This window comes from Streptomyces pluripotens (assembly GCF_000802245.2).
Taxonomy (GTDB): Bacteria; Actinomycetota; Actinomycetes; order Streptomycetales; family Streptomycetaceae; genus Streptomyces; species Streptomyces pluripotens.
This window is the reverse complement of sequence record NZ_CP021080.1, coordinates 2368297-2390237: the sequence shown is the minus strand read 5'-3', so window position 1 is coordinate 2390237 and position 21941 is coordinate 2368297. Positions and strand designations below refer to the sequence as shown.

The window sequence follows — 21941 nt, the reverse complement described above, 5'->3', positions numbered from 1 at the left end:
CCCTAGGGGGTACCGGTCCCGGAGGGCGGCGCTCACCCCGGGGCCGGGGCGCGCCGGCGCTGGACTGTCGATAAGGGCCGCGGCCCCTGGTTGCGGCTGCATGGCAAAGAGTTGCTCAAACCTTCGTCGAGTTGTCTGGATTGTGGGTAAGCGGCCGTCGCGGCCCGGTTTGTTGATCTCGACACGACAATTAATCGATCTTTAAGGTCTTTGCGCTTGTACCGTTTGCCGCGGTCGCGTGGGGGGTGCGCTTCCTCGCGCCTTGTGGCCGTGCCGGGGTGCGGGCTGCGTCCGTAGTCGAGTAGGGGTGGGGAGCGTCGTGAGACGCCTGCGTTCACGTGGTGTGGCGGCCTTGGCGAGCAAGAGCCTGTTGGCCGGATTGTTGTCGGTGGTGGCGTTCGCGCCGCCGGCGGCGGTGGCAGCTCCGCAGGACGGCACGCCGAGTGTGCCGTCGCGGAAGCTGGACGACCCGGTACCGCAGGCCACGGAGCAGGGCATGTCCAAGGCCCCAGCCGTGGTGTGGCCGGCCGCCGGGGAGCAGACGGTCGACCTGGCCACGGACACCACGTCCACGGTGCCGGAGGACAGTCCGCCGGCAGGCAGTGTGTCGGTGGTCTCAGTGCGCGCGGCGGAGCCGAAAAGCCCGGCTCTCACCCGGAGCGAGCTGGGGGCCGCCTCGGGGGAGGTGGACCTGCCGCCGTCGAAGGTGGACGTGCAGGTCCTGGACCACCACAAGGCCGAGGCAGCGGGCGGTCTCGGGCTCGCGGTGCGGGTCTACCGGGCGGACGGCGGGACGCTGAGCGGCCCGGCGGAGATCTCCATCGACTACTCCAAGTTCGCGAACGCGTACGGCGGCGGCTTCGCCGGTCGACTGCGGCTACTGAAGCTGCCCGCGTGCGCCGCCACGACGCCGGAGGTGCGGGCCTGCCGCAAGGGCGAGTACGTCGACGCGGTCAACGACACCCGTGCGCAGCGGCTGACGGCGACGGTGGAGGCCGCTCCGCAGCAGGACACCGACTCCGGCCTGTCGACGATGTCGTACGCCACGACCGCCTCGACGACCACGGACAGCTCGGTCTACACACTGACGACGGGTTCGTCCTCGGACGAGGGCGACTACCGGGCCAGCCCCATGTCACCGTCGGGGAAGTGGGACGTGTCCCGCGGTTCCGGCGCCTTCACCTATTCCGTTCCGATCCAGGTTCCCGCCCCGCCGGTGGGCAACGCGCCGGGCATCTCCTTCACCTACAACTCGCAGTCGATCGACGGGCGTACGTCGGCCTCGAACAACCAGGCCTCAGCCGTGGGCATGGGTTGGGAGATGAACGCGGGAGGCTTCATCGAGCGCAGGTACAAGAACTGCTCCCAGGACGGTCTTCCGACCATCGGTGACCTCTGCTGGGCCTCCCCGAACCCGTCCGCGGAGCCGTCCGGCGCCGTCTACGTCATCCATCTGGGCGGCGTCAGCAGCGAACTGGTCCAGGACAACAACGGCACCGGTTCCTACCACCTGAAGGACGACCCGGGCTGGCGGGTGCAGCGGCTGACGCACGACTCCAACGACTGGTCGCAGGACTACTGGGTCATCTCCCACCAGGACGGCACCCGCTACTACTTCGGCTGGGGCAAGTCCCAGCGTTCGGGCGAAGCCACCAATTCCACCCTGCGCGTCCCGGTCGTCGGCAACGACAGCGGCGAGCCGTGCCACGGGCAGTTCCCCGAGCCGTGTGACCAGACCTGGCGGTGGAACCTGGACCGGGTGGTCACCCCCAACGAGGTGGAGACCGCCTACTTCTACGACAAGGACACCAACTACTACCGGTCGGTGGCCGCCTCCGACAAGGCGCGCGAGTACGACTCCGCGGGCTATCTGACCCGGATCGAGTACGGCTGGTCCTCGCAGATCAGCAACGCGCAACTGCCGGCCAAGGTGGACTTCACGTACTACAACCGCTGCGTGGAGCGGATGGACGAGAAGGATCCGCTGGACAACACCACGCCGTCGTGCCCGACGATCGACTCCAGCCCGTCGTCGTACCCGGACGTCCCGGTCGACCTGATCTGCGACGGTTCCTCGGACGACTACGCCTGCGCGGGCAAGACGTACTACCCCACCTTCTTCGAGCGCAAGATGCTGTGGGACATCAAGACCTACGTCCGCGACAACGACGCCGCCTCCTGGGACCTGGTCATGCGGTACCAGCTGCGGCACGCACTGATGAACCCCTCCGGTTCCGTCGACGGCCAGCTGTGGCTGGACTACATCCAGCGGCGCGGCTACTCGGGCACGGACATCACGCTGCCCACCCTGAACTTCAACGGCGAGTGGCAGGACAACCTGGTCGGCAGCGGTGAACTCAACTTCCGCCGTATCAACAAGGTCTACACCGACACCGGCTCCACCATCTCGGTCACCTACGGGCACGCCACCGACGCCGGCGGGACGATATCCCGCCAGTGCGACGCGAACAACCTGCCCTCCCAATCGGACAACCACTACGAGTGCTTCTGGCAGAAGTGGACGCCCGAGGGCGAGACGACGGCGAAGACGGGCTGGTTCAAGAAGTTCGTGGTGACCCGGGTGGACGTCGACCCGGGCGACCTCGCCGACGGCGACCCGCAGATGACGACGACGTACGAGTACGACGGCGCTCCGGGCTGGCGGTTCACCGCTGATCCGCTGGTGGACGACGAGGACGAGACCTGGTCGGACTGGCGTGGCTACGGCAAGGTGCTCGTCACCACCGGCGCCGGCAGCAACAAGCACTCCACCTACACCTGGCTCTACCGGGGCCTGGACGGCGACCGGACCTCCAAGACCGACTCCTCGCAGACCCGTTCGGTCGACGTCACCGACTCCGAGGGCGCGACCTGGACCGACTCACCATGGCTTGCGGGCAGGACGCTGGAGACCTCCGTCCGCGACGACAACGGCACCTCCCAGCAGAGGGTCTGGCACAAGTACTGGGTCCATGACACCGCCCAGTACACCGGCCTGCCCGACGCCCGGTTCGTCCGCGAGTCCGAGACCCGCGCCTACGACAAGCTCCACACCTCCACCTCGGACCTGTCCACGTGGCGCGAGCACGTGGTGCAGCACGAGTACGACGACAACGAGGCGGCCTCCACCACGTTCGGCCTGCCGATGCGGATCGACGACTGGGGCGAGAGCGGCGTCTCCGACAACCAGTGCACCGAGTTCGGCCGCGCCTACAACACCAGCACCCTCGACTCCACCGGCACCCAGCGCTGGATGGTCTACCAGGACGACGTGCGCCACTACACGGTCGGCTGCACCACGCAGGCCCAGGACCAGGCGAACGGCCAGGACACCCTGCACCAGGACCAGCGCACCGTCACCTACTACGACGGCGCCACCTCCTTCACCGACAACAACACCGCACTGGTCGACGGCAACCCGACCGAAGTACGCGCCTACACCGACGCCACCCACTACCGCAAGATCACGCACGCCTACGACGCCGCGGGCCGCGTGACCAAGACCTGGGACGGCAAGCAGAACCTGACCACCACCACCTACGCACCGGCCACCTCCTGGCCCGTCAACGGCGTCACCACCACCACACCCGACCCGGACGGCACCGGACCCGCGGCGGCCATGACGTCCACCACCTACCTGTCGCGGTACTTCGCCAAGCCGTGGAAGATCGTGAACGCCAACGGCAACACCACCCACGTCGTCTACGACGCGGTCGGACGCGTCTCGAAGGTGTTCAAGCCGACCGAAACCGCGAACTACCCCGACGGCAACCCCTCAATGAAGTTCGCCTACAGCATCCCCGTCGCCGACACCTCCTCGGGCGTGCCCGACGAGGCCACCGGCGAACCGCTGAAGGCGACCTCCCAGGTACTCCAGTCCGGCTCCACCTACACCGAGGCGGTGGCCTACACCGACGGCCTCGGCCGCGCCCGCGAGACGCAGGTGCCCGCACCGTCGGGAACCGGGCGCACGGTCACGACCACCCGTTACGACTCCTCCGGCAACGTCGCCGGCGCCTCCTCCCCCTTCTACAACTCCGGCAGCGCGGGATCGGGGCTGGTCAACCCGGCCGTCTCCGACATCCCGTCCTACGGCGACGTGCAGGTCGACTGGGCCGGCCGCACCACGCTCTCCCAGATCCAGGTCAACGGTGTCGTCCAGGCGACCGGCAAGACGACCACCGCCTACGACGGCGCCGACAAGACCACCGTCACCCCGCCCGAAGGCGGAGCGACCGACACTTACACCGATGTCTACGGCCACACCACGCAGGTCGTCGAACACAACGGCTCCTCGGCCTACACCACCCACTACGCCTACACGCGCAGCGGGAAGCTGAAGCAGGTCACGGACACCAAGGGCAACGTCACTACCTACGGTTACGACTGGGCCGGTGACCGTACCTCGACCAACGACCCGGACACCGGCGCGAGCTCGACCACGTACGACGAGAACGGCAACGTCGGTACGGCGACGGACAACGGCACGACGCTGACGTACCAGTACGACAACCTCGGCCGTCAGACCGCGGTTTCTCAGGGGTCGACGCTGTTGTCGCAGACGGCCTACGACACTGCTCCCGGCGGTCTGGGCCGGCTCGCTTCGTCCACCAGTTACGCGAACGGCAAGGCCTACACCCAGTCCGTCACCGGCTACGACGACCGTGGCCGTGCGACCGGTAAGAAGGTCACTGTCCCCGACGACGGCTCCGGCTTCACCGGCAGCTACACCTTCGGTTACGGCTACGACCTCGCCGACCACATGACGTCGGTCTCCTACCCCGCGGTCGGCGGCCTGCCCGCGGAGACGGTCACCACCACCTACACCGCCCAAGGACGGCCGTCCAAGGTCTCCTCACCCCTGGCCACCTACCAGTCGTCCATCGACTTCGACCACCTCGGACGCCTGAACGGCCGCGCCTACGGCACCAGCGGCGGCTCGGACGCCACCGTCAACCGCGCCTACGCCTACAACGACACCAACGGCACCGGCGCACTGGCGGGCATCCAGACCACCGTCACCGCCGCCAGCACCACCACGACCGCCCAGGACGACACCTACAGCCGCGACCTCGGCGGCCAGATCACCGGCATCACCGACGGCGTGACCCAGCAGAGCGAGTGCTACAAGTACGACGACCTCGACCGGCTGACCCAGGCCTGGACCACCCAGGCCACTGACAACTGCACCGGCTCCGCAGCACCTGACCTGAGCAGCAGCCTCGACCCCTACGACCAGACCTACACCTACGACGCACTCGGCAACCTGATGTCCATCAAGGACACCACCGCCAGCGGTACCACGACCAAGACCTACCACTACCCCGGCTACAGCACCGACAACTCCACCTACACACCCGGACAGGCCCACCCGCACGCGGTCACCCAGGCCGGTTCCGACACCTTCACCTACAACACCTCCGGCCAGATGACCTCCCGCACGGTGGGCGGCGTCACCTCCACCCTCGACTGGAACCCACAAAACCGCGTCAACCAGATCACCCAGCACAAAACCACCGGCGACGAAACCTCCACCTACGTCTACGACGCCGGCGGCACCGTCCTGCTGCGCACCTCACCGCAGGAGAACGTCCTCTACCTCGACGGCCACGAACTGCACAAGGCCGCGGGCGGCAGTGTCAAGGCCACCCGCATGTACTCCGCGGCCGGTACCACGGTCGCGATGCGCCAGGACGACGGCACCAGCGACGGCAAGCTGACCTGGCTGCTCAGCGACACCCAGGCCTCCACCTCCCTGTTGATCGCCGCGGACGGCACGGTCACCCGCCGCAGGTACACACCCTTCGGCAAGCAGCGCGGCAGCACCGACCTGCCCTCCACCACCGACCGGGGCTTCCTCGGCAAACCGGAGGACGACTCCACCGGCCTGTCCATCCTCGGCGCACGCATGTACGACCCGACCCTCGGCCGATTCATCAGCCCCGACGAACTCACCTCGCCGTACGACCCCCAGGGCCTTTCCGGCTACTCCTACTCCGGGAACAACCCGATCGCTTTCAGTGATCCCAGCGGCCTGCATCCGGTGACGCAATGTGATGGCGGTTGCAGCAGCCCGGGTGACCAGGTTTATCGGGACTGGATGACGCCGAACGGTGACGGCACATGGGGTTACCACTACGAGAACACCGTCTACAACTACAGCAATACGGGTGCTGTTGAGAGCGCTGCGAAGGCTGGCAGCGACCTGCCGTACGGCAAGAAGGTCGTGTACAAGCCCCAGGGCACAGGGGTGGGCAAGTTCCTCAAGGTCATCGCCAAGGCCATCTACCACGCATCTGGCCTTTCCGATGGCGTCGGATGCGTCACCGATCCGACTTGGGGGCAATGCCTTCAAGCGGGAGCCCTCATCACCGCCACCATTCTCTCCGGCGGCGAAGATGACCTCGCCATCATGGGTGCCCGCGGACTCGAAGAGGGTGTTGAAGGCGAGGTCGCCGGTGATGCCGCCCGCCTGCTCAAGAACTGCAGCTTCTCCCCCGACACCAAAGTCGTGATGGGCAGCGGCAAGGCAAAGCCCATCGGCAAGATCAAGGTCGGCGACAAGGTCCAGGCAGCCGACCCCGAGAACGGCAAACACCAGGGCGCCCGCACCGTCCAGCACGTCTGGATCAACCACGACCACGACCTCCTCGACCTCACCATCCGCACCAAGGACGGCCACACCGCCACCCTCCACACCACCGCCAACCACCCCTTCTGGGACGACACCACCCACACCTGGGTCCCCGCCGGCGCACTCCACCACGGCGACGCCCTCAACACCCCCACCAACCACCACGCCTACGTCATCACCACGCACGTCACCCCCGGCGCCGCCAACCGCTGGAACCTCACCGTCCAGCAACTCCACACGTACTATGTACTCGCTGGTCAGACGCCGGTTCTGGTGCACAACACTTGCTCCAGCAACGCCAAGATTCTCGGCGAGAACATGGAAGCGGCGGGAACTGTCCGACCTCCCGAGACAGCGGCGCACCATATAGTGGCGAGCACATCTCCGAAAGCGGCGGCAGCTCGACAGCAGCTCGCGAAGTTCGGAATTGACATCAATGATGCAGACAATGGCGTCTTCTTGCCTCGTGGATCGGCATCGGTAAATCCATCAGGTGCGTCCGTGCACTCGCGGATTCATACGAACGACTACTACACCTACGTCAACGACATGATCGGCGGAGCTCGCAACGCTGGCGAAGCGAGAGACGTGCTCGGGTACCTGAGAAGTCAATTGCAGGGTGGGTACTGGCCGTAGTTGAACGTGTAGTCTCATGAGTGGTGCGGTCGGGGTAGCTCGGCCGCACCACTGTCGAGTGGTGGCGTTCAGGATAATCGAAGTGGAGCTAGTAATGCGGCGGTCAATCAACTCTGCACTTGGCGTGGTGCAGGACATCCTTGATCAAGCGAGGTCTGGTCAAGTAGTTCCGACTGTCGAGGAATTGTTTACCGCTATTCGTGATTTCGAACTGATTGAGTTCGACGTCCCGGATCGCACCGATTCCGACGGGTTCCTGTTCCAGTACGGCCAGGTGAATTGGTTTCCTGATCCAACTTTCGTCGTTAGCTTTGTGCGTCAGCTGGAACTCGTTGATGCTGACGGGGAACATGAAGCGTACTCGCAGGTTCAGCTCGAATATCGCTACCGAGTGGATTCTGACCTGGACTCAATTCAGAGTCACAGCTCTTGGTGGTTCGCTGAAGGCCAAGGTCCGTTCGGCGGGTGGCTCGAATCGGTGAAGCAAGATCCTGTCTGGAGGGTCGTCCGCGGAAAGGTGCCCATGGCGTTTGATGTGTCTCAGGAGATGGCCTGACCGAAGGCCAGCGCGATGGTTCCAGTAGCAAATATGAAGCCCCGCCAGGTGTTCCTGGCGGGGCTTCTGGGTGCCGTGACGGCAGTAGTTGACGGCAACGTCAGCGGACGGGAGCCGCGCAGAGCGGTGGTTCGTCGCCGTCGTCGGGGCGCGTGGCGGGCTCGGCTGGGCCACGGAGGGCGTGGCCGAGGAGGTCGATGGCGTCGCGTTGGAGGCGGAGCCGGACGTGGGCGTACACGGTGGCGGTGACGCCGATGTGAGCGTGCCCCAACAGCTCCTTGATCACGACGAGTTCGACGCCCTACTCCAGGAGGAGGGTCGCCGCCGAGTGTCGGAGATCATGGAAGCGAATGCGGCGCAGTTGGGCGCGGCGGAGCAGGGTGTTGAAGTGCCTGGTGAGGGTGGCGCCCTCGATCGGGGAGCCGTCGGGCCGGGTGAAGACGTAGCCGCTCGCTTTCCAGTTGGTTCCCGCCGCTTCGCGTTCCTGAAGCTGCCGTTCGCGGTGTTGTTCGAGGGAGCTCAGGCACTCGGTGGGCAGTGCGATCCGCCGCTCCGAGCTCTGGGTCTTGGTCGGGAGGGCGGTCAGGCCGCTGGAGTTGGTGCGCTGGAGGGTGCGTCGGATGCTGGCGGTTCCGCCGGCCATGTCGAGGTCTTCCCAGCGCAGGCCGAGGAGTTCGCCCTTGCGGAGCCCGGTGTGCAGAGCGAGTTCGATCAGGGCGTGCAGCCGGTGCCCCCGTGCGGCGGCAAGGAACTGGCGGGCTTCTTCAGCGGTGAGGGGTTCGAAGCGGCGGGGTCTGGGTGTGCCGGTGCGGACGTTGCGGGCGACGTTGCGGGGGATTTCCTCCTCGCGTACCGCGTGCTCCAGGGCGGACTTGAGGACGGAGTGCACGTAGGCCAGCGTCAGCGGTGAGAGTCGCTTGGAGCAGCACTTTGCGACGGCGCAGCAGTGGGGCTGATCGCGGGCGGTGTCGAGGCCGCGTACGCAGCACTGGCAGGCGGTGCGGAGCTGGTTGAGCCAGGTGCGGACGTCCTTCGCGGTGAGCTTGGCGAGCTTCTTCTTGCCCAGGCCGGGGATGAGGTACAGCCGGGCGACGGCGGCGTAGCGGGTGTGAGTGTTCTCGCGGAGCTGATGGACGGCGACGTTCTGAAGCCAGTACGTCAGGTATGCGGCCAGGCTGCCCTGCGCGGAGGGGGCGGGGAGGCCGCGGTTGCTGGCGGCGATCTTCTCGGTGAGCTTGGCCAGGGCCTCCTTCCTGGTGGTGCCGTAGACGCGGATGCGCTTGCGGGTATTGCCGGGTGCGAGGACGTATCCGGCGGCCTCCCAGCGGCTGTCCTTGCGCTGGTAGACGGTTCCGTCGCCGTTGGCGCGGACGCGGCGGGAGGCGGGGGGTGTGGTCATCAGGCGGCTTCCTGTTCGAGGCGGGTGTGGATGAAGTCGGTGAGGGAGTGGGTGGGTATGCGGCGGGCGCGGCCGAGGGTGATCGAGGCGAGCTGGCCGGTGCGGAGCAGGTCGTAGACGGCGGAGCGGCCGAGCTGGAGGCGGGCCATCACCTGGGGCACCGTCAGCAGCTCCAGCGCCGGTGCCGCCTCCACGTGGAGGGCGGTAGGCGGGGGCGAGGCCATCAACAGCCCCCTTCGGCCGTGAACTGCCGTTCCAGTTCCTTGCGGTGCCAGACGTCGGCCGCGAGGAGTGCGGCGCCGGGGCTGTAGCCCGAGCCGAGGTAGTCCCAGTGACCGACGACGAGCGTGGTCGTCGGGTCGGACTCGGGCAGGCCTTCGTGGGGGCGGGCCTGTTCGGTGCGCCAGGTGCGGCGGGCGTCGCGCAGCGCGCCGAGAGTGGTGGAGTAGCTGCGGGATTTGGTGGAGAAGTGGCCCCGAAAGCCGAGCATGTGCGCCCACTTCCGCAGCTTGAGGTGGGCGAACTCGGGCAGCCTGCCGAGCTCCCAGCAGGTGCGGATCATCTGCCGGACGTGGCGGGCGACGGGGAGCCTGGTCAGAGGGCGGGCCTGCCCGGTGCCGCCGCAGGCGGTGCACGGGAGCGGGGTTCCGTGGGGCAGGAGGGTGGCGCCGCGTCCCTGGCAGGGGCGGCAGACGAGGGTGTGGTCGAGGGCGCCAGAGGCGTCGGCGGACTTGGTGGCGTACTTGGCGACGTAGGCGGCCACGGCCTGGTCGGTGAATTCGGCGTCGGTGCCGAAGGAGGCGATCTCGCGCGCGTCGAACTGTTCGCCCCAGCCGAGTTCGCGATCCCCGATCGCATCTGAGGCGACGGTGACGCGGACCCGCTTGGCGGCGGCGCGGGCGGCCTTGGTGAGTACGGCGACGGTGGCGTACGGCGGCGGGGGCTGGCTGCTGCCGTCCGGGCCATCGAGTCGGATGACGGCGTGGAAGTGGACCAGGCCGCGCTGCTGGTACTCGGCGACCTTGGCGAAGGAGACCCGCAGGACCGCGTGGGCATCCTTCTGGGTCATGCCGAGCGCGGCGGCGATCTCGCGGCGCAGGTAGGTGGTGAAGCGGGCCCACAGGGTCGAGGCGTGGGCGTTGAACAGGACCGCGCCTGTGTAGTCGTACGTCGCCGGTTTCAGTGGCGTGCCGAGCAGGGCGTCCGTGGGCTCGTGGAGTTTGCGGCAGCGGCAGGGCCGGATGTCGCCGCCGGGGGTGGTGAGGCGGTTGTGGACGGGGCCGAAAGACGGCGGGGTGAGGGTGACGAAGACACGGGGATGGGTGCGGACGGTGTCGGGGACGGTCTTGCCGCCGGAGAGGCCGGCGCGGATGAGGTGGTAGATATCGGCGGCGTAGAGGCGGGAGCAGGCCGGGCAGCGGGAGGCGCGGCGGTTGCCGCACGCGGTGAGCAGGCTTCCCGTGGGCTCCTCGGAGGAGGTGTAGGAGCGCAGTACCTCGCCGGTCGTGGTGTCGACGGTGGTGGTGTGGCCGGTCAGGCGGACGGGGTCGGTGCAGCCGCCGAGGTGTTCGATCTGCTGCTGTGCGCGGTCGAAGTCGGGGTGGTTGACGAGGTGGAGCAGGTCCCGTACGGCGGGGCTTGCCACGTGGCGCAGGTCCAGGGTGACCATTCGGGGCGTGTCCCTTCTGTTCGGGCGGGGGTCCCCGAGCAGCAACCAGCCGGATCTGTGGGCGTGTTGGTGCTGTTCGGGGCATGGCGAACCAGGCCCGGGGGTGGGCGTGGGTTCAGCGAGGGGGATGCGGCCGGTGGGGGGCCGGGGCTCAGAGTTGAGCGAGTGCGGTGGTCGCCACCGGCAGGGCGATGCCCATGCGCGTGCCCAGATGGGCGGCGGTGATCGGTGTTCCGTGCTCGGCGTGATGGCTGTCCGCGATGCGCCGGGCCGCGTCCAGCAGCGCGGCAGGCAGCGCCGGGCTTGAGGCGGGCCGAGTTGCCTTCGCGACGGCGGCGGGCGGAGCCGGAGCCGGAGTGGGCTCCAGTTCCTCGATCGGGGTGGGTGTCGGGGGCTCGGGTGCGGGTGCTTCATCGGGCACCAGCTCGGAGACAGAAGCGGTGGCGGCCTCCGGGGGCGGGGTGGGGTGGGTGAGGGTGTGGAACTGGGCGAGGAAGGCGGGGCCGACGTGGCCCCAGCCGAGGAGCAGGAGTGGGGCGACGGTGTCCAGGCAGGCCCGTCCGTAGCGTCCGGTCAGCAGCGGTTCGGCGGTGTTCAGGGCGAGGGTGAGCAGGCCGCACAGGTGCAGCAGCCGGGTACCGGCCCGCAATTCCGCCTTCGGTACGCCGCGCAGGGCGAGGAAGCGCAGGGCGACCAGGAGTCCGACGACGGACAGGTCCACCATGGGCGCGATCAGCGGCGCGATCGGGTGGGGAACGCCGAGGCGCAGTGCGAGGGCCCAGACGTTGCCGAATGAGAAGACGAAGGCCAGGGCCGCGATGACCGCCATGACCACGGTCACGGTGCGCCGGGTGAACCGTTCCTCCGTCATGATCTCAACCTCCCTTCTGGTGTGTGCTTTTCGGGATCACTTGGTGAGCGAGGGTGTGGACGTTGCCGTCCGGCCGGGCGAGGCGAGGAGGGCGTCCAGGCAGAGGTCCGGGTCGGCGGTCAGGTGCGAGGTGGCTTCGGCGACGCGGGCGGCGTCGGCGTCGGAGACGTAGGGGGTGCGGATGCGGGTGTAGCCGGGGCGGCCCTGCATGGCCATCACCGCGACGCCGACGTAGGCGGGGTCCTGCAAGGTGACCGGGCTGGCGTCGGGCCAGTTGCGGATGTCGTCGCCGAGGGCGGCCACCGCGGCTTCCACGGTCTTCTGCGCGAAGGACAGCCCGATGGGGCACACGTCGCGGATGAAGGTGGGGATGGCGTCGCCGGTGGTCTTCTGGCTGATCAGGATCACCAGGATGCCGACGCTGCGGCCCTTCTTGACCAGGTCCTCCACCAGCCGGGCGTTCTCCGCCGTCAGCGCGGCCAGCCGTTTGGTGGTGGCGTCGCTGCCCTTGTACTCGCGGAAGTACGTGTGCGCCTCATCGATGATCAGGACGGTGAGCGGCCACTGCGGTGAGGGGCCGACGTGCCACATGTTCTTCACGCCCAGCACGTCACGGATCACCGAGGACCGCCGTTTGCGCAGCTCCACCAAGCGCTTGAACAGGGCGTTCGCCTCGTCGAGGTCGTCCCCGCAGAACGCGAACATCCGCTTGACCAGGTCGGCGTAATCCCCTTCCGAGGCGCGCGACACCTTCCCGTCCGCCGTCACGATCTGCACCGCTGCCGAGGGCGCGAAGTCACAGACGAACCTGTTGACCCCCGAGGTCTTGCCCGCGCCAGGAACGCCGGCCACCGTCACCCCGGGCACATTCGCCAGGGACACGCACACCTGGGCGGCGTACTCATCCACACCCAGTTCCCAGCGGGTCAGATCCGCGAGGGGCAGACCGGTGGGCCGGTGGGTGGTCGGCGTGGTCAACGGGTCGGAACGCACGCCCCGGATCACCACCCTGCCGGGGCCGTCCGGCAGGACGGAGACCCGCGTGCACCGCCAGGCGTCCGCGAGGAACCGGGCCGACTTCTGGTACTCCTCCAGTCCCACCTGCGGCAGTGTCCGGGCCCGTACGATCACCCCGTACGGGTCGGGCTTGACCTTGATCTTCGGAGTCAGCACCCGAGGCGCGGGTGGGGGACTGTCCTTCTGCGCGGTGATCTGCGCGAGCAGGCTCGGGGTCTTGTCGGTGACCGTCAGCCCGGCCATCCGGGCGAGGCGTACCCAGCCCCAGCGGACCCGGACGGCCTGCCGCATGCTGACCCGCGTGCCCCGGTCGGCCCGCACGTAGCGCACCGCCGTTGTCAGCAGCCACGCACTGACCAGTACGGTCGCGATCGGCAGCGCGTACGGCGCGTAGTCCGTCACGGCTTGCATGTCAGACCCCTTCTTCGCGTATCAGGCGGAGCGCGTCGCCGAGGTCCAGGCGTGCCGCCTGCTCCGGGCTCAGGCCGAGCAGTTCGAGAACTGCGGCCGAGACGGCGAACGTGGCCTTTCCCTCAGTCCCCGGCAGGGGGCGGAGCGGGGTCAACGCCCGCTCCGGCGTGCGGTGTTCGCGGCGGATCACTGGGTCGCCTCCGCCGTCACCAGTTCCAGGCGGGCGGCGCGGTAGGCGACGCCGTCGGAGAGCTGCCCGTTGAAGATCCGCGCCCACGGGGTCGCGAACAGCTCCACGGGCCGCACCATCGCCCCCGGTTTCAGCCCGGCCGCCAGCCCGGTTTCCGGGACGGTGATCTTCAGGACCTCGGCCCGGCCGTCCTCCATGAGCATCACGATCACCGTATGCAGCGACGCTCCGGTCTCGCGGTCGGTGGCGACCTCTCCGGTCTGCTGGTCCTTGATCTTCAGCACCGGCTCGGTGCCCGCGATGCACACCGCCGACGGCAGCAGAGCAACACGGATACGAGTCATGGCCATGCCATCACACCCCTTGTTCGGTGGAGTCGCTTGATCGACTCGCGATGACCATAGCGGCACGCTCGCTACACACGCAACACTCGATTCGTATCGATACGCCGATACGGCTGGAACGCCGAGGACGCCCGGGTGTGCCGCGAGTGCCGACGCCGCTACCCTCGTGCCATGAAGCTGCCCCTGGGAGAGGACCCCCGGCCGCCGTACGTCCAGGCCGCCGACGTCCTGCGCGCCGCCATCCACGACGGCGAGCTGCGCCCCGGCGAGCGGCTCCCCGCCGCACGCGAGCTGCAACGACGCTTCGGCATCGCCAGCTCCACCGTCCAAAACGCCCTCCGGCTCCTCAAGGAGGAGGGGCTGATCTACTCCGTCCTGGGCCGAGGCAGCTACGTCCGCGCCCCGAAGCCGATCGCGGCCGCCGACGCCGAGGTCGTCACAGCAGAGGAAGACGAGGTTGATCCCGGCGAGTCCGATCCCGAGTACACCGGTCTCGCCACCCTCCGGCGCGGTTGGCAGACTGCCGACAGTCCCCCTGACGATCCCCGCCCCCCGTACGTGAGGACCGCGGACGAACTCCGCAAGCAGATCAAGGACGGTCGGCTCGCACCGGGCGCCAAGCTCCCGTCCGCCCGCGACCTGCAAGCCCAGTACGGCATCGCCAACTCCACCGCGCAGAACGCCCTGCGGGTCCTCAAGGAAGAAGGGCTGGTCTACTCCGTGCAGGGCCGGGGCGTCTTCGTCCGCCAGCCCAGCCCGCGCGATCAGTTCCTCAAGCGCTACAACGAGGGGCTGGAGGAGATGGTGGCCCAGCACCGGGCGGACGAGGAAGCGGTACGACTCAGCGGCAAGAGCGACGACGAGGTAGCCGCCGAACTCGAAGCCGCCGAGGAGCGCTTTGCGAAGGCCAGCACCGAGTTCGAAGCCGCCGCCGCCCACCGTGACGCCATGCGCGCCGTCATGGAGCAACGCAAGCGACTCAGCGGCAACTACACGCCCGAGGAGACCGCCGCCAGGGCTCAGCGCCTGCGTGACCGACTCAACGAAGGCAGACGCCGACGCTGAACCACCCGCACCGGCGGGGCAGCGGGGCACCCAGCTCGGGGGAGCTGTTCAGAGTTTCTTTACTTGATCAAGGCGGCCCGCTGTCGCGGGCCGCGCGCGCTCCGGCCCTGCGGGGCCGCCGCCCGCTCCTGTCTCCGCCCCGCTTGCCGTCGGCCCCGCCGGTCCGGGCGCGCAACAACCCACACAGCGAACCCTTTCCGGGGCTCCGCCCCAGACCCCGGCCCTCCCTCCGAGGGGCAGGGGGCACCGCGTGCGGGTGCGGCTTCGTCGTGGTGTGAGGTTCGTGGTCGCGGGAGGGGGTCCCTCGCCGCCCGGTCACCGGAGGCGTACCAGGAACCCCCGGGGGCCGCCAAGGCCGAGCGCACGCGTCACGAAGTGAGCCTTGGCGGCCCCCGGGGAACCCTGGCACGGCGAAGCTGCCCGACCGACGAGGGATCCCCTCCCACTCAGGCCCGGACTCTGCCGGAGGCCGACTCCGGTCGGCGGACGGCCGACTCTGGGGCGCTCAGGACGCCAGCAGTTCGGCGACTTCGGGCACGTTGCGATAGGCCCGCAGCCGATCGAGCACGATCCTCGTGCGTTCCGCCGTGCGTTCGCTGCCGCTCTGGCCCAGGGCGAGCATCCGGGCAGCCGTCCCGGCTGCGGCCTCGGGCTCGTTGGCGTCGGCGTAGGCCACCGCCAGCCAGGACAGGTACAGCGCCAACTCCCGGGCGTGGCTGGCGTCGTAGCGTCCGAGCACGTCCGTCAGCAGCGGCACGGCCCGCAGCGGACGGTGCAGCTCGGTGTAGACGCGGGCCTCCATGACCTGCAACTCCCCGGCGTCCATCCAGTACAGGTACGACGGAGATACGGTGCCGGCCGAGTCCTCGGACAGGGCCTCGGCGGCTTCCCCGAGGGCGGTCATCGCCGGGCGGTCCTGCCCGGCCCGGGTATGCGCCCAGGCGACACGGTCCAGGTACAGGGCGCGAGCCTTCGCCGGGGCGTGCGGACCCGCGTCCTTGAGCGCGGCCTGGGCCAGTCCCACTGCGTCGGCTGTCCGGCCGGTGTTGCTCCACTGGTAGGCCAGCGAGCCCGCCACGTTCCCGGACAGCACGCCGTCCCCGGCGGCCTGCGCGGCGCTCATGCCCAGCCGGTAGATGCGCTCCGCCTCGGCATGCTCCCCCGCATCGGAGGCCACCCACCCGGCGATCTGCGCCAACTCTCCAATCGCCCGCAGCAGTTCGCGCCCCACTCCTTCGGTGTGGGTGCCTTCGCGGTAGAGCTTCACCGCCGCCCGTAGCTCGCGCAGCGCGGGCCCGATCAGGTCCTTGCCGTAGACCACGTCATCGGCTAGCCGCAGGCCATGGACCCGCTGGGCCAGGTCGGCCACCTGCCCGGCCCCGATCCGACGGCCCGTACGAGTACGCAGCGGGGCCAGCGGGTCGCCCTCGGGCAGGAAGTCGGCGACGGACCGGACACGCGGCGCTGGCTCGACCGGCTGCACGGCCTTCGCCATCTCCAGCATCTCGCGCGGCACCTGAAGCACCCGCGCCAGGAAGGGCAGCCACTCCCGCGGAGACCGCGTCCCGATCTCCCAACGGGACACGTCGTTACGTGTCGGCGGAACACGCCCAGGAGCAGCCTCAGCCAGCGCCTCGGCGAGCCGCCGCTGGCTCCAACCGCGCGCCAGACGCAGCCGCCTGACCAGTTCCCCGATGGTCTCCCGCACCAGTCCAGCTTGGCAGACAGCAAGGCAGACACGCTGGCTCCTCCGCAAGGTCCACGCCAGCGGGACGCTGATCAGCAACCCCCGGGTCGAGTCGAGGAGAGGGCAACACGATGGCTGAGCATGCGACACCGTGGCCAGAGGGTCCCGCGATGCAGGGGCCGCGCCTGCTGCCGTGGGCCACCGCCGACGGGAAGCCCTGCTACCTCAGCACCGACGGCCAGGGCTACGTCGCCACCCTCGCCGACAGCATCGAGTCGATTCAGCTCGGCATGGGTACGGAGCTGCTGGCATACGCCCGAGACACCACGGCCCCCGGCGCGAAGATCCTGTCGGCCACCGAATACCGCTGGCTGGCCCGCCGGTTGACCGAAGCCCTCGCCGACGCACTCCGGGTCGCCGACTCACGCGGACAACGCCTCCCGGACCCCAGCGAGGAGGCGGACGATGATGCCTGACGCCGCGAACGCCGACGCACCGGTTCGCAGTGCTGCCCGGGGGCGCTACCGCTTCCGCGAGTACCACGTGACCGCCGTCCCCGACTCCCTGGCCGTGCCGACCGTCGCGGCGGTCTGTGTCACCGGCGAGGAAAGCAACTGCGGTGCCACCTCGGGCACCCTGCACACCCCGGACGAGCTGACCCGCTGGATCGCCGGACACTGCGCCGCCACCGGCCACGAGCTGTACGAACAGACCACCCGCACCCTCCTCCGCGCCGACCCCGGCGCATGGCAGTAAAGTCCCCTGCACCGACGACACCACGTCACCGTCAGCACGACCGCGCGGCCCGCACCGCCTGACGGCAGTAGCGACGGCAACACCCACGGATTCCCCCGCACAACCACGGACACCAGCGGAACCCGAAACCACCGCTGATCTGCGAATACGCAGATGGAGAGGGGCCGCGTAGCACACGTACTATGTGCTGGCGGGCGAGACGCCCGTTCTCGTTCACAACAGCAACTGTATTCACGCTTCGGTTGCCTATCAGGACTGGGCAACGAAGGGTGCTCACATTCATATCGGAAAGAGTGAAGTCCGAATCTTCCCGGACGACAAGGGTGGAATTGGCGCGGAAGCAATTCGCCTGAGAAGTGGAACTGCAAGTCCGAAGGAGGTTCAAAAGGTGCTGGATGAGATCCATTCCAATCCGGACCTCAGGGCCGACATCATCCAGAAGGCCACCTCTGCACGCAACAGCATGAACGCCGGCGAATTTGGAATGCAGTCCAACCGTGCTGCGGAGATGCATTTCCTGATCAAGAATCTGGAGAAACTTGGATGAGCGCCCTCCGGTTCTGTGTCGAGGTCCTGAGGTCTGGGACCGTCCAAGGTCTCGGATTGAACGGGCAGCCTGACGCCTGGGAAGCGAAACTTGGTCAGGGCTATGTTGACGACGTGCGCAAGGGGAGAATGCGTCGCGACTTCGGACTGGTGGAGCTCTCTTTTCTTAGGGGGAGTGAGGGGTGGCAATGCATCGAATTGAGCCTTCAAATCCATAGGCTGGCGATGGGGGAAGTTGATGTTGTGCCGAACTTCCTGATCGGAAAATTCGGGAAGTTTGAGTCGCGGATCAAATTCGACGACCTTGAGGGGATGCTAGCCACTGAAGGAATCCATTTGGATCGGATCGGAGACCGCATCCAGGAGCCTCATGCCAGGTTCTCGATAGCGGAGTCAGGCGCAATCGTGCACGTATTGACGGTTGAGGCTGGAGGAGTGGGGCGACCGGGAATAGGGGACGTTTGGTCGATTTCCGTGGCGCGTGATTTTCCCAGGCGGGCAGTCCCGATCTCGTGAGCGGCGTGCGCGGATCCCGGTAGCAAAATTGAAGCCCCGTCAGGTGCATCCTGGCGGGGCTTCTGGGTGGGGTGACGGCCAGGGCGGTTTCAAAGTCCCGGTGATCACGTGAGTGCGCAGGTCGCGACGGTATGACGATGCGCGGTCGGCCCGGTCCGTACGCAACGAAGCTCCGGTTGATGCCGGTGACCGATCAAGTCGCCCGCACCGCCCGGAGCTTCGATGTGCCGTCAGTCTGCCACCGTCTGTCTGATCAAGTCGCCCACCCGTCAGCACCGGTTGATCGGACCGCTGGCCCTGCGGCTGCGGACCTTGGCCGACCCCCGGCATCGGCGCGGGAAGCGTCACTCGTTCGTGAGCGTGCTGCTGGTGGCCTGCTCGGCGGTGCTGACCGGAGCCCGTTCCTTCGCCGCGATCGGCCAGTGGGCAGCGAGCGCCCCGCAGGACACGCTCGCCCGGCTCGGCGCCCGCGCCACGACGGTCTTGAACGTGCGCATCGCGCCGAGTGCGGCGACCATCCGCCGCGTCCTGAACGCCGCCTGCCCCGGCGGGCTCGCCGACCTGCTCGGATCCGATCCGGCCGGGGCGGACACCCTCGCGGTGGATGGCAAGAGCGCCCGCGGCTCGCGCCACGGCGAGATCCCGGCCGCCCATCTGCTGGCCGCGATCACCGGCGCCGGCCTGACCGTCACCCAACTGCGGGTCCCCGGCAAGACGAACGAAATCACCTGCTTTGATGCCTTGCTGGCGCCCTACGACCTGACCGGCGTCACGGTCTCCGCGGATGCCCTGCACTGCCAGCGCGATCACGCCCGGTTCCTCGTCGAGGAGAAGAAGGCGCACTACGCCTTCACCGTGAAGCGCAACCAGAAGAACCTGCACCGCCAACTCGCCACCCTGCCCTGGGAGAAGGCGAGTGCGAAGTTCTACGACCGCACCGATGCCCACGGACGCCTGGAGACCCGCGTCGTGCAGGCCCTGACCATCACCGACCTCGGCGTCGACTTCCCCCACGCGGTCCAGGTCGCGAAGATCGTCCGGCACCGCACTCAGCGCAAGACCGGCAAACGCAGCCGCGAGACGGTCTACGTCATCACGGACCTGGCCAGCCGCGAAGCCTCCCCCGAGCGCATCGCGAAGATCGTCCGTTCGCAGTGGATCATCGAGAACCGTCTCCACTTCGTCCGAGACACCGCCTTCGCCGAGGACGCCTCCACGGTCCGAACCGGACACGGCCCGGACAACATGGCCACCCTCCGCAGCTTCGCGATCAACACACTGCGAGCCTCCGGCCACGCGAACATCGCGGCCGGACTCCGCGAGATGTCCTACGACGGCTTCCGCCGACCACTGGACCTCCTCGGCCTTGCCTGACCAGCGCTCCCACGCAAGATCAAAAGACTTTGCAACAGCCCTGCCCTCTGGGTGTCTGACGGCAGTAGTTGACGGCAACGTCAGCGGACGGGTGCTGCACAAAGCGGTGGCTCGTCGCCGTCGCGGGGCTCCGGACTACCGTCGGCTGGGTGGCAGAGCGCGTTGCTGAGGGTGTCGATGGCCTGCCTCTGGAGGCGGAGCCGGACGTGGGCATACACCGTCGCGGTCACGCCGATGTGGGCATGGCCCAGCAGTTCCTTGATCACGACGAGTTCGACACCCTGCTCCAGGAGCAGGGTCGCCGCCGAGTGCCGGAGATCATGGAAGCGGATGCGCCGCAAGGCGGCCCGGCGGAGCAGGGCGTTGAAGTGCCGGGTGAGCGTGGCACCCTCGATCGGCGAGCCGTCGGGCCGGGTGAAGACGTAACCAGTCCCCTTCCAGCCCGCCCCCGCAGCCTCGCGTTCCTGGGCCTGCCGGTCGCGGTGCTGTTCGAGGGAGCGCAGGCACTCGGTGGGCAGTGCGATGCGCCGTTCCGAGCTCTGGGTCTTGGTCGGCAGGGCGGTCAGGCCGGCGCTGTTGGTGCGTTGGAGGGTACGGCGGATGCTGGCGGTGCCGCCGGCCAGGTCGAGGTCCTCCCAGCGCAGGCCGAGGAGTTCGCCCTTGCGTAGTCCGGTGCGCAGGGCGAGTTCGAACAGTGCGCTGAGCCGGTGGCCGTCGGTGGCGGTGAGGAAGGCGCGGGCTTCTTCGGTGGTGAGGGGTTCGAAGCGGCGGGGGCGGGGTGTGCCCATGCGGACGTTGCGGGCGACGTTGCGCGGGATCTCCTCTTCGCGGACGGCGTGCTCCAGGGCGGACTTGAGGACGGAGTGCACGTAGGCCAGCGTCAGCGGTGACAGCCGCCTGTGGCAGCACTGCCCGATCGCGCAGCACTGCGGCTGGTCGCGGGCGGTGTCGAGGCCGCGTGTGCAGCACTGGCAGGTGGTGCGGAGTTGGTCGAGCCAGGTGCGGACGTCCTTGGCGGTGAGCTTGGCGAGCTTCTTCTTGCCCAGGCCCGGGATGAGGTAGCGGTGGACGCAGGCGGTGTAGCGGGTGTGGGTGGTTTCGCGGAGGTGGTGGACGGCGACGTTCTCCAGCCAGTAGGTCAGGTATGCGCCGACGGTGCCCTGTGCGGAGGGGACGGGGAGGCCGCGGTTGCTGTTGGCGATCTTCTCGGTGGGCTTGGCCAGGGCCTCCTTCCGGGTGGTGCCGTAGACGCGAACACGGCGGCGGGTGTTGCCGGGGGCGAGGACGTATCCGGCGGCTTCCCAGCGGCTGTCCTTGCGCTGGTAGACGGTTCCGTCACCGTTGGCGCGGGTACGGCGGGAGCCGGGAATGTCTCGGGGCGTGGCCATCAGGCAGCTTCCTGTTCGAGTCGGGTGCGGATGAAGTCGGTGAGGGAGTGGGAGGGGATGCGGCGGGCGCGGCCGAGGGTGATCGAGGCGAGCTGTCGGGTGCGGAGCAGGTCGTAGACGGCGGAGCGGCCGAGCTGGAGGCGGTCCATGACCTGCGGCACCGTCAGCAGTTCCTCCGGCGCCCGTTCGGAGGCCGTGGTCATCCGCAGCCCCCTTCGGCCGCGAACTGCCGTGTGAGTTCTCTGCGGTGCCAGACGGCGGCGGCGAGGAGTGCGCCGCCGGGGCTGTAGCCGGTGCCGAGGTAGGTCCAGTGGCCGACGACGAGGGTGGTGTCCGGGTCGTGCTTGAAGCCGCACTGGCCGAGTCGAAGAAGCGCCGACAACAGCGCCCCTGACGGTCAGCCTGACACCTTGACCAGATGGGGCGACAGGGTGAGCTGTTCAGAGTTTCTTTACTTGATCAAGAAGGGCGTCCCGCTTGCGCGGGCCGCCGCGCGCCGGCGGCCGGTGACCGCCGCCCGCTCCTGTCTGCCGCCCCGCTGGCGACGCCCACCGGCCACTCGGCGCGCAGTGGCAGGCAAGCGAGCCGAACCCGATCCCGGAAGCAGCCGCATCGGCCTGCAGCGGCGCCGCCAGGCCGACTCCGCCGAACGCCGCACAGCACCACGTCAGGTCGCGGCAGCCGAAAGCCGCGATCGTCGAGGGGTGCGGTCACAGGCGAGGCCACAGATCGAGCAGCCCAGCCCGCTGCCAAACGGCCACGCAGGAGAAGGGCGGATGCCGTGACGGGAGGAAGCGGCGTGGTTGAGGCCGGTGCGGGGTTGCTGGAAGCACACGTGGCGGGTGATCTCTTGGCGCACCCGCCGTCGTGGCTGACTTTCTG

The 21941-nt window shown here is 68.5% G+C and carries 18 protein-coding genes and 1 pseudogene; 8 read left to right on the top strand and 11 right to left on the bottom strand.

Annotated features, from left to right (window positions below; all coding sequences use genetic code 11):
• The first annotated feature begins 352 nt into the window (after positions 1-352).
• Together LK06_RS10595 and LK06_RS10590 are read left to right on the top strand one after the other, a co-directional pair.
• Positions 353-7270, top strand: coding sequence for an RHS repeat-associated core domain-containing protein (locus LK06_RS10595; RefSeq protein WP_159025290.1), 6918 nt, complete (start codon positions 353-355; stop codon positions 7268-7270).
• Between the two features lie 61 nt (positions 7271-7331).
• Positions 7332-7826, top strand: a complete 495-nt coding sequence (locus LK06_RS10590) for a hypothetical protein (protein ID WP_159025289.1) — start codon at positions 7332-7334, stop codon at positions 7824-7826.
• A 100-nt stretch (positions 7827-7926) separates the two neighbouring features.
• On the opposite strand, the pseudogene LK06_RS10585 reads toward LK06_RS10590, so the two are convergent.
• The 7 genes and pseudogenes from LK06_RS10585 to LK06_RS10555 all read right to left on the bottom strand — a co-directional run bounded on the left by LK06_RS10585 (position 7927) and on the right by LK06_RS10555 (position 13733).
• Positions 7927-9225: pseudogene (locus LK06_RS10585) on the bottom strand (tyrosine-type recombinase/integrase).
• Positions 9225-9449 (bottom strand): helix-turn-helix domain-containing protein, encoded by a 225-nt coding sequence (locus LK06_RS10580; RefSeq protein ID WP_043434604.1) that lies wholly within the window; start codon positions 9447-9449, stop codon positions 9225-9227. The pseudogene LK06_RS10585 and the gene LK06_RS10580 overlap by 1 nt, the downstream one beginning before the upstream one ends.
• Positions 9449-10894, bottom strand: coding sequence for a replication initiator (locus LK06_RS10575; RefSeq protein ID WP_043434607.1), 1446 nt, complete (start codon positions 10892-10894; stop codon positions 9449-9451). The genes LK06_RS10580 and LK06_RS10575 overlap by 1 nt, the downstream gene beginning before the upstream one ends.
• Positions 10895-11045: 151 nt before the next feature.
• Positions 11046-11765 (bottom strand): DUF2637 domain-containing protein, encoded by a 720-nt coding sequence (locus LK06_RS10570; RefSeq protein ID WP_086083265.1) that lies wholly within the window; start codon positions 11763-11765, stop codon positions 11046-11048.
• 36 nt (positions 11766-11801) lie between these two features.
• A complete protein-coding gene (locus tag LK06_RS10565) occupies positions 11802-13193 on the bottom strand; it encodes a cell division protein FtsK (protein WP_043434613.1) in 1392 nt (463 codons plus the stop codon).
• A gap of 1 nt (position 13194) precedes the next feature.
• Positions 13195-13383 carry a hypothetical protein gene (locus LK06_RS10560; RefSeq protein ID WP_043434615.1) on the bottom strand — a complete coding sequence of 63 codons (189 nt, stop codon included), beginning with the start codon at positions 13381-13383 and terminating at the stop codon, positions 13195-13197.
• On the bottom strand, positions 13380-13733 hold the full coding sequence (locus LK06_RS10555; RefSeq protein WP_043434617.1) for an SCO3933 family regulatory protein: 354 nt from the start codon (positions 13731-13733) through the stop codon (positions 13380-13382). Before LK06_RS10555 ends, LK06_RS10560 begins: the two co-directional genes overlap by 4 nt.
• 165 nt (positions 13734-13898) lie before the next feature.
• On the opposite strand from LK06_RS10555, the gene LK06_RS10550 reads away from it, so the two are divergent.
• The gene (locus tag LK06_RS10550) at positions 13899-14792 is read left to right on the top strand and encodes a winged helix-turn-helix domain-containing protein (RefSeq protein WP_052318995.1); all 894 of its coding nucleotides are present in this window, start codon (positions 13899-13901) and stop codon (positions 14790-14792) included.
• Positions 14793-15297: 505 nt separating this feature from the next.
• On the opposite strand, the gene LK06_RS10545 is transcribed toward LK06_RS10550, so the two are convergent.
• Positions 15298-16500: an NsdA family TPR-like regulatory protein gene (locus LK06_RS10545; RefSeq protein WP_043434619.1), complete on the bottom strand. Its 1203-nt coding sequence runs from the start codon at positions 16498-16500 to the stop codon at positions 15298-15300.
• 110 nt (positions 16501-16610) lie between these two features.
• Here LK06_RS10545 and LK06_RS10540 point away from each other — a divergent pair, with 110 nt between their 5' ends.
• The 5 genes from LK06_RS10540 to LK06_RS10525 all read left to right on the top strand — a co-directional run bounded on the left by LK06_RS10540 (position 16611) and on the right by LK06_RS10525 (position 19671).
• Positions 16611-16955 (top strand): hypothetical protein, encoded by a 345-nt coding sequence (locus LK06_RS10540; RefSeq protein WP_052318996.1) that lies wholly within the window; start codon positions 16611-16613, stop codon positions 16953-16955.
• Positions 16945-17235, top strand: a complete 291-nt coding sequence (locus LK06_RS10535) for a DUF7848 domain-containing protein (protein WP_089516725.1) — start codon at positions 16945-16947, stop codon at positions 17233-17235. Before LK06_RS10540 ends, LK06_RS10535 begins: the two co-directional genes overlap by 11 nt.
• 184 nt (positions 17236-17419) lie before the next feature.
• Entirely contained in the window at positions 17420-17782 is a 363-nt protein-coding gene (locus tag LK06_RS33095; protein ID WP_159025288.1) for a hypothetical protein, read from the top strand.
• The gene (locus LK06_RS10530; RefSeq protein ID WP_052318998.1) at positions 17779-18297 is read left to right on the top strand and encodes a hypothetical protein; all 519 of its coding nucleotides are present in this window, start codon (positions 17779-17781) and stop codon (positions 18295-18297) included. The genes LK06_RS33095 and LK06_RS10530 overlap by 4 nt, the downstream gene beginning before the upstream one ends.
• A 222-nt stretch (positions 18298-18519) precedes the next feature.
• A complete protein-coding gene (locus tag LK06_RS10525) occupies positions 18520-19671 on the top strand; it encodes an ISAs1 family transposase (protein ID WP_234367286.1) in 1152 nt (383 codons plus the stop codon).
• Between the two features lie 80 nt (positions 19672-19751).
• On the opposite strand, the gene LK06_RS10520 is transcribed toward LK06_RS10525, so the two are convergent.
• The 3 genes from LK06_RS10520 to LK06_RS10510 are packed head-to-tail and all read right to left on the bottom strand — an operon-like array spanning position 19752 to position 21441.
• A complete protein-coding gene (locus tag LK06_RS10520) occupies positions 19752-21059 on the bottom strand; it encodes a tyrosine-type recombinase/integrase (RefSeq protein WP_043432362.1) in 1308 nt (435 codons plus the stop codon).
• Entirely contained in the window at positions 21059-21262 is a 204-nt protein-coding gene (locus LK06_RS10515; RefSeq protein WP_043410111.1) for a helix-turn-helix domain-containing protein, read from the bottom strand. Before LK06_RS10515 ends, LK06_RS10520 begins: the two co-directional genes overlap by 1 nt.
• Positions 21259-21441, bottom strand: coding sequence for a hypothetical protein (locus LK06_RS10510; RefSeq protein WP_234367393.1), 183 nt, complete (start codon positions 21439-21441; stop codon positions 21259-21261). Before LK06_RS10510 ends, LK06_RS10515 begins: the two co-directional genes overlap by 4 nt.
• Positions 21442-21941: the final 500 nt, after the last annotated feature.